Source organism: Bradyrhizobium sp. Mp27 (assembly GCF_029953005.1).
GTDB lineage: Bacteria > Pseudomonadota > Alphaproteobacteria > Rhizobiales > Xanthobacteraceae > Bradyrhizobium > Bradyrhizobium barranii.
This window is the reverse complement of the sequence record NZ_JASAUS010000001.1, coordinates 214,016-229,262: the sequence shown is the minus strand read 5'-3', so window position 1 is coordinate 229,262 and position 15,247 is coordinate 214,016. Positions and strand designations below refer to the sequence as shown.

Below are 15,247 nucleotides of genomic sequence, written 5' to 3'. Positions count from 1 at the left end.
ATTTCACTGGGCGATGTATCAGGATTTCTGGTCGGCTGTGTTGGCCAATTCAAACGCCGCTTCGGCCGTGATCGCTGGTATGGGCTGCTTCTTGGCCCGATTTTCGCCGGCGAGGCGATGGCGAAGGCGATTCAGTGGCCTCTCAAGACCAACGACGATGAGACAAGACACCAACAGGCTTGTCGCGACTACGACAACATAATTGTTGCTCAGAAACTGAATGACCGGAAAATGCACGAGATAGATCGGAAATGAGAGATCGCCGACAAACCGGTCGATGCTGACGTCCTTGAAGGCTGCGAAGGCAACCGGAACGACCGCCGCGGCCATTGCAGCCGCAACGAAGCCGTACTGTTCCGGCACGTTCAGAACAAAATACTGTCCGAGCACGATCAAGCTGGCGATTGCGACGAGCGCCACGGCCCTGGGTTTCGAGAGCGGAAGCGTTTCGATCTGGTTGAACAATCGGAAGCTGAGCATGCCGAGCACAAACAGGGGAAGCTCGAACGGGAAGAAGCGATAGTACCAGGGATCGTGATCCAATCCGACGCTATACGCTGCAAGTCTCGCTCCGGTGAGTATGAGAGCGATTGCACCCAGGCGGAAGCTGCTCAGCCGCGCCAGGAACGGAGCCATCAGGTAGAAATACAGCTCCAATGCCAGCGTCCACGATGGGCGCACAACCAGGTACGAGGACAGTTGAGGGGCAGTGGAGTGGAAATTTGCGGTAACGAACAGCTCGCCGCGATCCACTCCGAGGAACAGCAATGTGTCCTGAAGAAAGATCAGGATGCTGGATGCGAACACGAGAATGGCGGGCTGCCACCCCAGGCTGGCAATCTCGCGGAAATCGTTCACGGGCCAGAGCGCGAAGGCAAGCGCAGCCACGAGCCAGTATGTCGGGAAAATTCGAAAGGCTCGACTGAGATAGAATGCTCCTGCGGACGCGTAGCGCTGCGACAGGACCATCTGCATGTAGAATCCGGAGACAACAAAGAAGACTTCGACCGCCATGACCCCTGTGGTGAGACGCAGCCACGGGAATGGCGGCAGCACGTGGTCGCCGACAACGGCCAGCGCCAGGAGTAATCGCAAGAGGCCCATCGATGCACGCGATCAGGCGCTAGCCTTGCTCCTCTTGGGCGATTGTGACGGCATCCAACAGAAACCCGGCGCCATTTGCAGCCACTCCCTGTGTTGCGGGAATGTACGTGCCACAACAACTATTAATAGAGTCACAACATTAGCGTGTATTTTGGCGCAACTCTCGCGGATCGAGCCTGGAGCAAGTACAGGCTGCTGCGCCTGGCCTACGCCTGTGAGCAGGCCTCCAAACACGCGCAAGCCGCCGCCCGGCTTGCCCGCGCTTTAGATTTCACTGGCCGAGAGCATCAGGCGGAAATCCCTGCTCGCGCGTCGGATCGCGTTCCCGGCCAGCTCCAAAAGTTCAGAGCGACAAATTGCGCGACACGCCCAAGGCATCGACAAGAAAATCGATGAACAGGCGGGCTCGCAGGGGGAGTTGTCGTCCGAATGCGTGCAGGACGTAAACCGGTGTGGTGAACATCGGTATGCCCGGCAGCACGACATTCAATCGCCGGCGGCGAGCTCGTCCTCGATTGCGATGCGCATGAACTGCGTGATGCCAACGCCTTTTATGACCGCCTCAATCAACGACTGAGCATCGTCGCTATCGAAGGGGCCATTGGGGATGACCCGTGTGCCGTCCGCAAAAGTAAATGCTTGCGGCCGGCCGCCAAGCAGATGGCGAAGGCAGGCATGCTGCGTGAGATCGTCGATCGACTGCGGGATTCCTCGTCGCTGAAGGTATTCCGGCGATGCGCCCAGAACATATTGCAGGACACCTAACGAGCGGCCGATCAGGTTTGTGTCTTCCAGTTCGCCAATTCTGACAGCGAGGTCGAAACCCTCGCGGATGAGATCGACACGGCGGTCCGTGACGCTGAGATCAAGCTTGATGTCTGGATAGCGCTCCAGGAACGAGCCCGCCCATGCGGAAATCAACGGGCGCCCAAATGTACTCGGCACAGTGACCCGAAGCAGGCCACGGACGTTTCCTGGAACCTGCACGATGTCGTCGGCTTCCTCTATCGCGCGCAGATGGGGAGCGACGTGCTCGTAGTAAGCGGCGCCTTCGGACGTCGGGCTGAGTGTGCGCGTTGAGCGCTGCAGCAAGCGCACACCGAGACGTTGTTCGAGGCGCGAAACGCTTTTCGATACCGCTGAGGGGCTGGCGCCGATCGATCGCGCGGCGCCGGCGAAAGAACCCGCGTCAACCGTCCGCACGAAGGCCAGCAGACCGGCCGTTCTTTCTAGAATCGTTGTCATTCAGGACTTTTGATCGCGAAAGAACCGAACGAAAGACGGCTAATCGGCCATTTATGAACGAATAGTCTGACTTTCGCAATGGGGGCCCCGGCAACCGAGTTAGTCTTCCAATGCCCTCCATCGCTGAAGTTCGTGCAAAAAAGGAAAAGCAGTATGTCTGCGCAAACCAAGCCAACGATCGTTTTCTGTCACGGCATTTGGGCCGATGGCTCCTGTTTCAGCAAAGTCATTCCAGCATTGCAGGCCGAGGGGTACGAAGTGATCGCCGTTCAATATGGCCTGGACTCCTACGAGGAGGACCTGGCGACGGTGAAGCGCACACTCAATCGTGTTGGCAGCCCGGTCCTTCTCGTCGGCCATTCGTATGGCGGCGCCACCATCACAGGCGCGGGCACCGATGAACGCGTGGTCGGTCTCGTCTACATTGCAGCGGTCGCGCCGGATGCCGGCGAGACCGTTCAGGACCAGCTCGACAAGTATCCGTCGGATATCTTCTCCCGCGTCGAGGTCGCCGATGGGCGTGCCTGGATGCTTCCGAGCGGCACCGAGTTCTTCGCAGGAGACCTCTCCGCAGAAGACCAGAAGCTGGTTTGGGCCACCCATTATGCGCCCGTCTACAATCTGTTCCAGCAACAGAGGCTCAGCGCCGACAAGATCGCGTGGAGGTCGAAGCCGAGCTGGTACATTCTGGCCACGCAAGACCATACTGTGCATCCGGATCTGCAGCGCTGGGTGTCGAAGCGCATGGGAGCGACCGTCACCGAGGTGGCGAGCAGCCACGTGCCGATGCTCTCCCAGCCAAATGTGGTGATCGACGTGATACGCAAAGCCGCGGCCGCCGTTCAAAAAAGCTGATCGCAACAAGCGTACATTTCCGGACACGAAGGAGAGGTCGTTCGCAAGGCGACCTCTCTCATTCATGGGCCGGTGTGCAACGGCCGCTCTTGGCCCTTCGCAGGCGCGGCGTTGCTCGATGCTGATTTCGGCTTGGACCCTAAGCTGGCGTGTTGGGGCGTTGGCGCGGTGTAGGCCTTTGACCCACAGCGGACGTCGGTCAAACTTCTCTCGCTCAAGCCGCTACTGCTTCGAGGATGCTTGCAGCTGAATTGGTGGGGACGACCCGCGCAAGGCGAAAACGGGCTTTGCCAAGAAGTGACGCATACTCGGACTCCGTTCTTTCCTGCCCGCCCAATAGCACTAGCATCGCCATATCGAGCATCTTTCCCTGATGTGCTGCATCGCCGGACGGAAGAACCATTTCGACGACAAGCAGCCGTCCGGCGGGGTTCATTGCCTTGCGGACGTGGCCAAGGATTGTGAGACACTGGTCCTCGTCCCAGTCATGAATGATGTGCGAAAGAATGTAAGCGTCCGCCCCAGCAGGGACGCTCTGGAAGAAATCACCAGGCACTATTGTCACCCAGTCGCTTACACCCCTGGCAGTTAGCAATGCCGGCGCGTCAGTCACGACATGCGGACGATCGAACAGGATGCCGCGCGGTCCCTCATGACGGGAAAGCACAGTGGCCAACATGTTGCCGGTCGCACCGCCAACGTCAACGATGGTCTTGAAAGCCGCAAATCCATATGCAGCGGCGACGGCAGGAGGTTCCTGATTGTGGAGGCCGATCATTGTCTCGCTAAACAGCGATGCTTGTTCTGGATGATGTGCGAGATATTCGAAGAATGGCACACCATGCGCTTTGTTAAAGCCGGGTTTGCCCGTTTGAACAGAGTATTCCATATAATCCCAAGCACCGCGCTGCCAGGCACTCCCGAAAACAAGCAGGGACGATCTTGCCGAGCCCGGCGCACCGGTCTTCAGAGCCTCGCCTAAGCTAGTCAGCGCAAATCGCTGCGCCGATTGCTCTGTCAAGATGCCCAGGCTCGCTAGAGTGCGCATCAATCGATGCAGTGATGGTGCATGCACCTGCATCGGACCAGCTAGTTCCAAAGCGCTCTTCGGCCCAGATGCGAGCTGATCGGCTAGTCCCAACTTTGCAGCGACGCAAACGGTTCTTGAGGTAACCGCCGCTCTCATTTGGATCAATTGGATGTGCGGCGGCAGCTGTTCAGGAGTATTGGCAGTCATGGCAATTCTCCAAAGCGAAAAAGCCAGCGTACACGGCTGTTGGGTAGCTGACTACTTCCGCTTGTGGCCCTTCGCAGACGTGGCGTTGCTCGATGCTGATTTCGGCTTGTGATCCCAAGCTGGCGTGTTGGGGCGTTGGCGCGGTGTCGGCTTTTGACCCCGAGCGCAAGCCGGTATCTGGGCCGCCAAGCGGCTCGCGTCGACCAATTTCCGACGGACCGTCCACCGCTCCTGGAGGTCGACATCATCCGACCGATCGGATGCCTCGCGGGTCAGTATTTCGGTTCGAGGCCACGTAGTCGATCTCGCCATACGTAATCCCGATATCCTTCAGTTCCTGATCACTTAGGCTGCAAAGATCGCGCCGCAGGCGCTCCCATTTCCGCCACTCCTGAAAAGCGTTCCAGCAATTCTTGAAAACGCTGACATTGCGTCGCTGAGAGTCTGTCGTCTGGACCAAGCCCGTTGTCTGATAAATCATGCTCATCGCAGCATCCTCGGGCACCTTGTTTCCACCCTGGCATGCTGCCAAAATCCGGGTCAGCGCGCTTGATCTGCTGCTTACATTTTCCTTACGGACAGCTTATTCTTTATTTTCCAAGGTGTTGCCGGGCCTGACCGGAGACCGTCCAAGGGATTTCGCGTCTTGCGCTATCTCTTCGAAGACTACCAACTGGATTCCGGCCGCCGCGAGCTGTACCGCGACACAAACGTCGTTGCCCTGGCGCCACAGACCTTTGACTTTCTGGACTACCTCATCCGCAACCGTGAGCGCGTGGTTTGCAAGGATGAGCTCATCACAACCATTTGGAAGGGGCGGTGCGTATCGGATGCCGCGCTGACGACCCGCCTGAATGCCGCCCGGTCCGCAATTGGCGATTCCGGGGAGAAACAGCGGTTGATCAAGACGCTGCCAAGGAAGGGCTATCGCTTTATCGGTATGGTGCAGGAGGCTGACGGCGCCCCCACTGTGGCGGTAACAGAAATCCAGAAGGAGACGGCTGAACCCGCCCTCCCACTTCCCGACAAACCGTCGCTCGCCGTTCTGCCATTCACCAACCTGAGCTCCGATCCAGAGCAGGAGTATTTCGCCGACGGCATGGTCGAGGACATCATCACCGGCCTTTCACGGTCCAAATCGCTGTTCGTCATCGCGCGACAGTCCACTTTTACCTACAAAGGCAAGGCTATCGACATCAGGCAGGTCGGGCGCGAGCTGGGCGTTCGGTATGTGCTCGAAGGCAGTGTGCGCAAGTCCGGCGATCGGGTTCGCATTGCCGGGCAGTTGATCGAGGCCACGACGGGTGCTCATCTTTGGGCGGACCGGTTCGACAGCCAACTCAAAGATATCTTCGATCTGCAGGACCAAGTGACGAGTAGCGTGATTAGCGCGCTCTTTCCTCAATTGGAGCGCGCCGAGATAGAGCGCGCAAAACGCAAGCCAACCGAAAATCTTCAGGCCTACGACTACTATCTGCGTGCACTCTCGAGCTTCTATGAATTCACCCGCGAACAGAACATTGAAGCCCTCAGGCTGATCCGTCTTGCTGTCGAGATCGATCCCGGATTGGCCTCAGCGTACGCGCTTGGTGCTTACTGCTATCTGCAACGAAAGATCTTCGGCTGGACGATCGACGCGGCTCAGGAACTGAACGACACCCGACGGTTGGCAAGACGTGCGATCGAGCTCGATAAGGATGATCCAACCGTACTTGTGAGAGCCGGGCAGGCAATTGGCGCCGTATTATATGAGATCGACGAAGGCGTGGCCCTCGTCTCCCGAGCGTATGAACTTAACCCGAACCTGGCTGTCGCACGGTATACGATCGGCTGGGAACACATACGGCGCGGCGACATAGAGGGGGCGCTTAAGCAGTTCCACGCCGGGGGGCGTCTAAGCCCGATGGATCCGTTTCTTTTTCTGACGCAGACCGGCATAGCGTTTGCGCATTTCCTGACGGATCGATACGAGGACGGGGCGTCATGGGCCAAGTCGGCTGTGCTGCACCGGCCCAACTATCTCAACGCACAATTCATTCTGGCGGCATGCCACGCAATGTCTGGAAGGGTCGAGGAAGCCCGGATGATCGGTGCACGCCTGATGGAAGCGAGGCCGGCTCTCCGCGTCTCCACACTCGTTCCAAAGCTCGCTCGATTTTACGGGCCGGAATACCTCGAAAGGGTCATGCGAGCTTGCTCCATCATGGGTCTGCCCCCATGAGTGCATGCGGTTGTCGGGAAAGACCGGTCTCATTCCAATTCCCATCAACGGCGCAGTATGCAATGTCCGCTTGTGGCCCTTCGCGGACGTGGCGTTGCTCGATGCAGATTTCGGCTTGGACCCATACCAGACATCATCCCTCCGGTACCTCGGCCAAACGCATACCTTCATAGACGCGTTCGCGTCCGGCGAGATGGGTGGGGTTATCACTCGCTGCGCCGAGGCGGAACCGGCGGATGGTAAAGCTTGGATCAAGCGCAAGTCCTGCCTTCGCAGCGGCCCGCGCCTCATCCAGCGAGCCGAGCAGCGCCAGGACGGCGGCGAGTCCAAAATGCGTAATCGGATAATTTCGGTTGGCCTCGAGACTTCGACGGAACCAAGCTACCGCTTCGGCGTCGGCATTGAGCTGCACTTTGGCGAAGCCGACCATCTGCAGCCACCGGAAGGCGGAGATGTCGCGAGGAGAGAGGCGGAGCGCTTCGTTGACATGGGCCTCAGCTCTGCGCCGCGCCCGAGAGAATTCATGGCGAAACCGATGGCCGCGTGCGCGTTAGCCAGATTTCGATCCAACGCCAACGCTCGCTCGCATTCGGCGATGCCTTGAATCGCACGATTCGTAAAAATCTGGACTACCCCTAATATCATGTGGGCCAAGGCGTGGTTCGGCGCGAGAGACAGCGCCTTTGTCAACGTCGTCTCGGCTGCCGCGAGATGCGCGGCCCGGTCGTCGGCCAGGAAGATCGCTCCGATGGACGCATCCACCAACCCCACACCGACCATTGCTCCGATATTTCCAGCATCGAGCGCCAAGGCTCGTTCAAAAAAGCTGCGGGCTTGTGCCATCGATTCGGACGTGATCCCCTTGTTCCACAAGGCCACGCCTCGGAAATAGAAGTCCATCGCATCGGGATGCCGCGAACGTTCCGCTCGGCGCGCCTCAACCGCGATAAGCTGGGCGTCCAGCGCATTGGCGAGCCTTGCTACGATTTCGTCCTGCGTATCGAAAAGGTCGGTGACAGGCTTGTCGAAGCGCTCGGCCCATAGATGCGACCCGGTTTCGGCGTCAATCAGCTGCACATTTACTCGAAGCCGATTGCCGCCACGCTGCACGGAGCCCTCGAGCAGGTAGCGAACATTCAACTCGCGACCGATCTGTTTGAGATCAATCACTTTGTTCTTATAGGTGAATGCGGTGTGTCGGCCGATTACGAATGCGCCACTGATGCGCGACAGGTCCGTCGTGAGGTTCTCAGTCACGCCATCGACAAAATAATCCTGCTCGGTATCGCCCCCAAGGTTCATGAAAGGCAGGACGACGATCGAAAGTCGTGGCGCTGGAAGCACGGCCGGCCTCGCGCGGTCGGCTTGTACCGGCGGGTTAGGTCCTTCCTGGAGCACAGCGTAGGCTCGCACTGGGCGGTCGATGTTTTTGAGGTTCTGCTCGCCAAGATCGGCAAACTCAACCTCGATCTTGTCTCGGATTTGATCGTAGGCGGCGGACGAGATGCAGATACCGCCGGGCTCAGCGATGCTCTCAAGCCGCGCAGCGATGTTAACGCCGTCTCCAAAGATGTCATGAGGCTCAACGATGACGTCACCGATGTTGACACCCACACGGAAAGCAATGCGCCTGTCTTCCGCGTCGTCGATTGTAAGTTCCCCGATGCGGGTCTGAAACTGCACCGCAGTTCGGACGGCTTCGACAGCGCTCGGAAACTCCGCCAAGAAGCCATCGCCGATGTTCTTCACGATGCGGCCGCCGTGTTCGGCGACTGCCGGTGCGACAGCGTCCGCGAGGAGCGCCGTCACCTTGGCGTAGGTCGCCTCTTCATTCTCGTGCATCAGCCGCGAATAGCCAGCCACGTCAGCTGCCACTATCGCCGCCAACCTGCGCTCAACCCGGACTGGCGCCAACATCGCTTTGACTGAATGCCCGCTCAAGCTGGTGACCGTTCCTGGGTTCTTCTGAGACATGCCGACCGTCAGTTGAAATCTCTGCGTTCGAGGGCTAGCCGGAAAACACTTGCTCGCACCGAGGTCTTCTCAATTTGAACCAGCTCGGACATGCGCGTCCGAGGCTACGCTTGGGCTGCACCCAAATCGAAGGCGGAACATTCGAGAGAAATGCGCGTAGTCGCGGAAGCCACAGGAATAGGCGATCTCGCTAAGCATCTGGTGCGATTTGGTTGGCTTTCGTCTGGTCAGAAGATGTGCCGCGTGATCCAAACGAAGCGACTGAATGAACCGGCTGCACGTTAGTCCGCGCGCCGTGAACAGCTTTTGGAGATAGCGCAATGAAATTCCTGCTTCGCTGGCCACATCGCGAAGGGAAAGGTCAGGATCTGAGAAGTGGTTCCTGGCGATGCTGCAGACGCGCGTGAACAGCTTGTCAGTGTGAGAGGAATTAGGCGGCAAATCGGACTCGGCGAATAAGGCGCCGAGCAGATCGTAGATCGCGAACTGGCTGTAGGGTTCGGCCGCAGTGGATGAACTATCGTCTTCGCCAGGGGCGGCCGAAACGAGACGGAATAGGAGGCGACACGCGGGTGTTGCACCATGCCAGCATATTCCGCCGCGTGGTTCCAAGCCCAAATGGGAGATCAGCCGCCGTCGTGGGATAGACAGAGAAAGCCATCGGCAGGATGTGCTCCCAGAGATCAAGCTCACTGGTCGGGCCATATCGACAAGTCCAATGTCGCCCACAGCAAGCTCGGCCTCATGATCGTCCTGTATCAGTGTCGACCGACCGGAGATCTGAAACACCACGTTGTAATAATCGCTGCTATTGAGGCGAGGGTCCCGGCGCATCCGATCGAACCGGCTGATGTTGGGGCTCGCAAATGCAGTATCGAGCGCAGTCATTCCCCACATGCATGAGCCACGGACCGAACCTCTACAAATTCTGGAATCGACGCCTTGAGAACCGAAAACACCGATTGAGCGGATGCCGGTTAGCCACGTCTCGTAATCCGATGTTGGCCCGATGAGAAATTCACTGCGGCTAGGCATCTCGCTTTCCCTTTCGCAACCAAGGAATGAGGCGACCTCTTTACCGCAAGTGCGCACAAGTCTGAATGCTGCAACAGCGGCACACAAAAATGTGTTCCCAGCCGTTGCTGGGAAATGACGCGCTCCTGTTCGTTTAAGGAGTGCGCGTCACCGCATCGGAAAGGGCGCGCCAGCCACTCCACGTTCATTCCTCATTGCTCTAGATGTCAACCGCTCGAGAGAGTGATCGGACCAGCACAGCAATCCTTGTGCCGATCTGACGGCGCTCTGGTGGCAAACTGCTGCGGTCAACAAGCCGAGCGTTATCTGCAAGTGTCTTGCCTGCAGCATCATGCAAGAGGTCTCTGACGATGTCTGACAATCTCAATCCGAATGATTGTCGCTCGACGAGCGCAATCAATGCCCAAGAAGTGTTTTCCCCGCAGCAAAACTTGCGTCCGATGAACGAGTATCTCACTGAGGTTTCCGATAATGCAGGAGACTACTGTCTCATCCGATGTACCCTGCCCGCGGGCGCGGTGGTGCCGATGCACAGTCACGCCGATCGAGAGACGTTTTACGTGGTGTCCGGTAGCATAAATGCTCTTCGCGGAGACCGCTGGGAGGAGCTTGGACCAGGCGATGTCTTCGATGTGCGAGACGGTGCCAAGCACGCTTGGAGAAATTCGTCGCAACTGGCTGCTTCGATCATATGCGTGACAACAACAAAGATGGCCCGGTTTCTGCAGGAGATATCGAGTTCAGCTGCCGGCTCTTTGCCGGAAGAGCAAGCGCGACGCTTCCTCAAGCTCGTCCAGGCAAACGGGTATTGGCTCGCGAGCCCGGAGGAAAACTCAGCGGTCGGATTGACTGTCAATTGGAGTGGGGCGGCGACTGACTACGGTTCCTGCCTCGTGCTGGATGCCCTGAATTATTGCACTGAAGAAGGGGCGGGCAACCGAAACGAGTGGCTAAGCACTATCGCTTAGCGGACAAATTCGCGTTCTGAACTGATGGACTGCTTTTGCCCCCACCCGATGCGCCCTTTAGCGGCCATCCTCATTCTTACAGGTGTAACCATCTCACTCTGAGGAGACATCGTTCGGTAGCGCGCGCCCCGCCATTCTTGGCGTGGCCCGCGCGGACACAGGCGCGGCCAAGCATCCGTCCGGAAGCCTGCGCCCAGGATGGATTGCACCGGCGAATTCATCCCTGTGGCGAAAGAGGTTCTACGATGTCTTATGATTTTCTGCTGGCGTCGTGGGGGACCCTCGGGAATTTGAGCCCGCTGCTGACTGCGGCGCGAAGGTTGCACCGGAATGGACATCATATCCGGGTGATGGCGGATCCGGCGATGCGCTCTGAAGTCGAGGCCTCCGGCTTTGCATTTGTAGCATGGCGCCGTGCCCCGACCGGAAAGGCCGCGGATCCGGTGGACGTCTCGGATGTGAAGGACTTTCTACGCCAGGCCGTCTTTGATCCTGCCGCGCTCTATGCGGCCGATGTCCGGGATGAGATCGGCCGTATGCCGACGGATGCCGTTCTCGTGCTCGACGTGCTGTTTGGTGCTGCGCTCGGGGCGGAGGCGTCAGGCGAGCCTTTCGCTCTTCTGTCCCCTCATGTCAGCATTCGGCCCCTGCCGGGCATGCCGCCGGCCACCAGCGGGTTGAGGCAACCGAAAACGCCGGAAGAGCGCGCCGAAGTCGACGCCGCCAATGCCAGGCTGGCCGAAACACTCAATGTGTTTCTGCCAAGTCTCAACCGCGCGCGTGCCGATCTGGGTCTTCCGCCTCTCGCAGATGTCTACGATCTGTTCGATCGGGCCAACCGGCTTTTGCTCGCGACCAGTCGAGTGTTCGACTTTCAAGCTGACTCGCTGCCCGAGAATTTCCGCTACGTCGGACCGCTGCTCGATGTGCCGAATTGGTCCAAATCTCGGCAGACGGAGGCGTGGCGAGCGCCATGGTCGGCTCAGTCGGGTCGTCCTCGCGGGCTGATCGCATGCAGCACGGGCGCGCAAGGTCAGCGCGAACTGTTTCAGCGCATTATCACAGCGATGGAAGCGGTCGAGATCGATGCGCTTGCAACAGCCGGTCCCAATGTCGACGTCGCCGATCTCCGGGCTCCGAACAACGTGCATTTGGTCCGGGGCGCCCCCCATGACCTCGTCATGAAGGATGTTTCCGTAGTGATCTCGCAAGGCGGCCACGGAACGACCACGCGTTCACTCATCAACGGACTGCCGCAGCTCATCCTGCCAATGGGGCGCGACCAGGCTGCCAATGCCGCGCGCGTCGAAGCGAAGGGGGCAGGGCTTCAATTGCCTCCAACCGCGTCCGAAGCGGAGATTGCCGCGGCGGTGAACCGATTGATTGCGGAGCCGCAATTCAGGAAGGCGGCCCGTCTGCTCGGCGAGGCCATGAAAGTCGATATCGATCGGTCCGGCCTGGTCGACGAGATGGAGGCGATCGCCGCCATTGGCCGCGCGGCGAGACCGCAGCCGAAGAAACAACCGCTTCGAAAATCTGCCTGACAGTTCGCAAGGCGAATGAGCGGCGCACCGTTCATGAACGATGCGCCGCTCGTTGGTTCATGCCGCTTTGGCGTCGATGCTGCCGATCCAGTTGCGGGCCAGCGTGACGTCGGCCTGCGACAATTGATGGCCTGCGGGGAGCACCCTGTGGTCGACACACGCACCGGCTTCCGACAACAGCGCCGCAAGCTTTGCCGAATTGCTCGCGGGCACGATCGGATCGGCCCGCCCGGACAGCAGCAGAATCGGCTTGCCACCAAGCTCTGCCTCCGGCGGATCCGACAGCGGCACTATGGCACGCAGCAGGATCGCGCCTGCCAGGACGTCCGGCTTCAGCAGCAACAGCGCGGCTGCGATGTTGGCGCCGTTGGAGAAGCCGACCGCAACGGGAGCGGCGATGCCGTATTGCTGCCGCGCGTCCGCGACGAAGTCGCCGAGCTCCAGCGCGCGCCGGCGCACGTCGTCCTCGTCGAACACGCCCTCGGCGAGGCGGTGGAAGAAACGCGGCATGCCGTGCTCGAGCACGCGGCCGCGTGGCGAGAGCAGGGCAGAGCCGGGCGAGATCATCTTGCCGAGCCCGAGCAGGTCGTTCTCGTCACCGCCGGTGCCATGGAGCAGCAGCAGCGGAGGGGAGCCCGCGCTGGTCGCGGGCTCGAAACGATGGATGAATGTGCTCTCGGTCATGACGCGCTTTCTTCCAGGCTCGGCAGAACATTTTCGATCTGCTTGCGCTGCGCTTCGAGGAAACTCGGCAGCTTCAGGTCGCGTCCCAGCGTTGCGACCGGTTCATCGACGGCGAAGCCGGGGATATCGGTCGCGATCTCGAACAGCACGCCGCCGGGCTCGCGGAAGTAGATCGAGCGGAAGTAGTTGCGGTCCCTCTGCTCGGTCGGATGCAGGCCGTGATTGCTCACGAGCTTTTGCGCCATCCGGCCCTGCTCGGCGTCATCGGCCGCGCGGAAGGCGATGTGGTGGACGGAGCCGCCGCCCTGATGTCCGCGCAAGAAGCCCTTGGCTTCGTAGATGTCGACGACGCTGCCTTCGGCATCGCCCAGCGCCTTGAAGCGGATCACCGAGCCCTCGCGTCCGGTCTCCTTGAAGCCGAACACGTCGGTGAGGACGGCAGCCGTCTTCGCCGCGCTGTCGAGCAGCAAGGTCACGCCGTGGAACCCGCGGATCGCGTGCTCGGCCGGGACGTCGCCATTGCTCCAGCCGGGCTCGGTCTCGGCGCCGGGAATGCCGACCAGCGCGAGCGCCATGCCGTCAGGGTCGGTGAACGGCAGCACGGACTCGCCAAAACGCTTCTCCAGCGCCTCGTAGGCGATGCCCTTCTCGGTGAAGCGCTGCGTCCAGTAGCCGAGCGAGCGCTGCGGCACGCGGAAGGCGGTCTGATGGGTCTCGCCGACGCCGCGACGCCCGGCCGGCACGCCGGCCCAGGGGAAGAAGGTCAGGATGGTGCCGGGGCGGCCGGTCTCGTCGCCGTAATAGAAGTGGTAAGTGCCGGGATCGTCGAAATTGACCGTCTTCTTGACGAAGCGCAGGCCGAGATCCCGGGTGTAGAAGCCGAAATTGCGGATGGGATCGCCGGCGATCGCGGTGACGTGGTGCAGTCCAGACATTGTCGTCCTCCAAAATTCGGGGAGCGGTCTTGCTCTGGGTCGAAATATCGTTCCGCTTTGGATTGGAGACAATCCATGCAAATATGACGTCTATGTCTACGATTTGGAAACAATCGCCGGGGCCGCCCCTTGGATAAGGTCGCCAGCCTCCGGGCCTTCGTGAAGGTGGTCGAAAGCGGCAGTTTTGCCGAGGCGGGCCGGCAGCTGCGGCTGTCGCGCTCGGCGATCAGCAAATACATCGCCGACCTCGAAGAGAGCCTCGGCGTCCAGCTCCTGAACCGGACGACGCGCCACGCCAGTCCGACCGAGAACGGCCAGCGCTATTTCGAGCGCGCGGTCGTGATCCTCTCGGAGATCGAGGCCGCCGACCAGGCGGTGGCGCAGGCCCAGTCGGCGCCGCGCGGCCTGCTGCGGGCCAACGCGCCGATGTCGTTCGGGACGATGCGGCTAGGTCCTGTGCTGGCCGATTTCATGGCGCGCTATGGCGAGCTTCAGCTCCAGATCGTGCTCAGCGACGATCTGCTCGACCCCGTCCAGGACGGCTTTGACGTGACCTTGCGGATCGCGGAATTGGAATCCTCGAGTTTGATCGCGCGAAAAATCATGCCGGTGGCGCGCATGATCTGCGCTTCGCCGGATTATCTCACGCGTCACGGCACGCCAAAGCACCCGCAGGACCTGCGCGAGCATGCCTCGCTGACCTACGGCTTCCTGCTGACAGGCAATCAGTGGAAGCTCACCGGCACTGATGGCGATCACTGGATCCAGCCGGCCTGGTCGCTCTGCGTCAACAACGCCGAAGTGCTGCGCGACGTCGCGATCAAGGGCAGGGGGCTGGCACTGCTGCCGGAATTCATCGCCGCCGATGCGTTGAAGAAGGGCGAGCTGCGGACGGTGCTGGACGATTATTCCGCGCCGCCGCTCGCGCTTTATGCGGTGTATCCGCCGACGCGGCATCTGTCGGTGAAGGTGCGGCTGTTTATTGATTTTCTGGTCGAGCGGTTTAGCGGCGACGAGGCGCGTTGAGGCCAAGGGGCCGATGTCTGCCGAGCCCGAGAAGCGGGCCGTGCGGCGATATCCCCTTTAGGTCGCAAGCTATCCGGCAAGCTTTTCAAGAAGTGCGTGGACCGCGAACGCGACGATTGGAAGCACGACGATCACCGTCAAAAATCGCTGCTTCAGGTATTGCCTTTGCTGATCATCCCTGGGGAAAACCTCCCAGATCAAGTGCTCCCATAAGCTCGTTCGAGGTGATGGCCTAACTCCTCGGACCCAAAGCGAGCCATGAACGATCGTTAGGCTGATGATCAGCGTCAACGCCAAAAACAGAAAACCCCTGGTCTGCAGCAATTTCGCCCCTCTCAGTCCCGCACAGGGTGGCTGCGCTAATTTGTCCGCGGCCTGTTTGAACGCGTCCGCCAAGCTTGAGACAAGCCAGTTCGATG

General features: G+C 60.0%; 13 protein-coding genes and 1 pseudogene. 5 read left to right on the top strand and 9 right to left on the bottom strand.

Annotation, left to right across the window (positions count from 1 at the left end):
- Positions 1 to 18 precede the first annotated feature (18 nt).
- From QJT78_RS00915 to QJT78_RS00905, 3 genes are all read right to left on the bottom strand, one after another.
- Complete coding sequence (locus tag QJT78_RS00915; protein ID WP_157790098.1) at positions 19 to 1,095, bottom strand: acyltransferase; 1,077 nt, start codon at positions 1,093 to 1,095, stop codon at positions 19 to 21.
- 352 nt (positions 1,096 to 1,447) lie between these two features.
- On the bottom strand, positions 1,448 to 1,594 hold the full coding sequence (locus QJT78_RS00910) for a hypothetical protein (RefSeq protein WP_281460166.1): 147 nt from the start codon (positions 1,592 to 1,594) through the stop codon (positions 1,448 to 1,450).
- A complete protein-coding gene (locus QJT78_RS00905; RefSeq protein WP_202801332.1) occupies positions 1,591 to 2,349 on the bottom strand; it encodes a LysR family transcriptional regulator in 759 nt (252 codons plus the stop codon). The genes QJT78_RS00910 and QJT78_RS00905 overlap by 4 nt, the downstream gene beginning before the upstream one ends.
- Before the next feature lie 153 nt (positions 2,350 to 2,502).
- Between QJT78_RS00905 and QJT78_RS00900 the strand changes: the two genes are divergently transcribed.
- A complete protein-coding gene (locus tag QJT78_RS00900; RefSeq protein ID WP_038941904.1) occupies positions 2,503 to 3,204 on the top strand; it encodes an alpha/beta hydrolase in 702 nt (233 codons plus the stop codon).
- A gap of 214 nt (positions 3,205 to 3,418) precedes the next feature.
- Here the strand turns inward: QJT78_RS00900 and QJT78_RS00895 are convergent, their stop codons facing one another.
- Together QJT78_RS00895 and QJT78_RS00890 are read right to left on the bottom strand one after the other, a co-directional pair.
- Positions 3,419 to 4,441, bottom strand: coding sequence for a methyltransferase (locus QJT78_RS00895; RefSeq protein ID WP_038941903.1), 1,023 nt, complete (start codon positions 4,439 to 4,441; stop codon positions 3,419 to 3,421).
- A gap of 244 nt (positions 4,442 to 4,685) precedes the next feature.
- Entirely contained in the window at positions 4,686 to 4,928 is a 243-nt protein-coding gene (locus QJT78_RS00890) for a DUF1127 domain-containing protein (RefSeq protein WP_028148488.1), read from the bottom strand.
- A 159-nt stretch (positions 4,929 to 5,087) separates the two neighbouring features.
- Between QJT78_RS00890 and QJT78_RS00885 the strand changes: the two genes are divergently transcribed.
- The gene (locus QJT78_RS00885) at positions 5,088 to 6,662 is read left to right on the top strand and encodes a winged helix-turn-helix domain-containing tetratricopeptide repeat protein (RefSeq protein ID WP_028148487.1); all 1,575 of its coding nucleotides are present in this window, start codon (positions 5,088 to 5,090) and stop codon (positions 6,660 to 6,662) included.
- A 133-nt stretch (positions 6,663 to 6,795) separates the two neighbouring features.
- Here the strand turns inward: QJT78_RS00885 and QJT78_RS00880 are convergent.
- Together QJT78_RS00880 and QJT78_RS00875 are read right to left on the bottom strand one after the other, a co-directional pair.
- A pseudogene (locus QJT78_RS00880) lies at positions 6,796 to 8,579 on the bottom strand (adenylate/guanylate cyclase domain-containing protein).
- A gap of 126 nt (positions 8,580 to 8,705) precedes the next feature.
- Positions 8,706 to 9,524 carry a helix-turn-helix domain-containing protein gene (locus QJT78_RS00875; RefSeq protein WP_162136473.1) on the bottom strand — a complete coding sequence of 273 codons (819 nt, stop codon included), beginning with the start codon at positions 9,522 to 9,524 and terminating at the stop codon, positions 8,706 to 8,708.
- Positions 9,525 to 10,021: 497 nt separating this feature from the next.
- On the opposite strand from QJT78_RS00875, the gene QJT78_RS00870 reads away from it, so the two are divergent.
- On the top strand, positions 10,022 to 10,639 hold the full coding sequence (locus QJT78_RS00870; RefSeq protein ID WP_080586975.1) for a cupin domain-containing protein: 618 nt from the start codon (positions 10,022 to 10,024) through the stop codon (positions 10,637 to 10,639).
- Between the two features lie 290 nt (positions 10,640 to 10,929).
- The gene (locus QJT78_RS00865) at positions 10,930 to 12,183 is read left to right on the top strand and encodes a glycosyltransferase (protein WP_312016834.1); all 1,254 of its coding nucleotides are present in this window, start codon (positions 10,930 to 10,932) and stop codon (positions 12,181 to 12,183) included.
- Positions 12,184 to 12,240: 57 nt separating this feature from the next.
- Here the strand turns inward: QJT78_RS00865 and QJT78_RS00860 are convergent, their stop codons facing one another.
- A complete protein-coding gene (locus QJT78_RS00860; protein ID WP_038941900.1) occupies positions 12,241 to 12,867 on the bottom strand; it encodes an alpha/beta hydrolase in 627 nt (208 codons plus the stop codon).
- On the bottom strand, positions 12,864 to 13,802 hold the full coding sequence (locus tag QJT78_RS00855) for a ring-cleaving dioxygenase (RefSeq protein ID WP_028148484.1): 939 nt from the start codon (positions 13,800 to 13,802) through the stop codon (positions 12,864 to 12,866). Before QJT78_RS00855 ends, QJT78_RS00860 begins: the two co-directional genes overlap by 4 nt.
- 129 nt (positions 13,803 to 13,931) lie before the next feature.
- On the opposite strand from QJT78_RS00855, the gene QJT78_RS00850 reads away from it, so the two are divergent.
- Positions 13,932 to 14,828 carry a LysR family transcriptional regulator gene (locus QJT78_RS00850; RefSeq protein WP_038941899.1) on the top strand — a complete coding sequence of 299 codons (897 nt, stop codon included), beginning with the start codon at positions 13,932 to 13,934 and terminating at the stop codon, positions 14,826 to 14,828.
- Positions 14,829 to 15,247 lie beyond the last annotated feature (419 nt).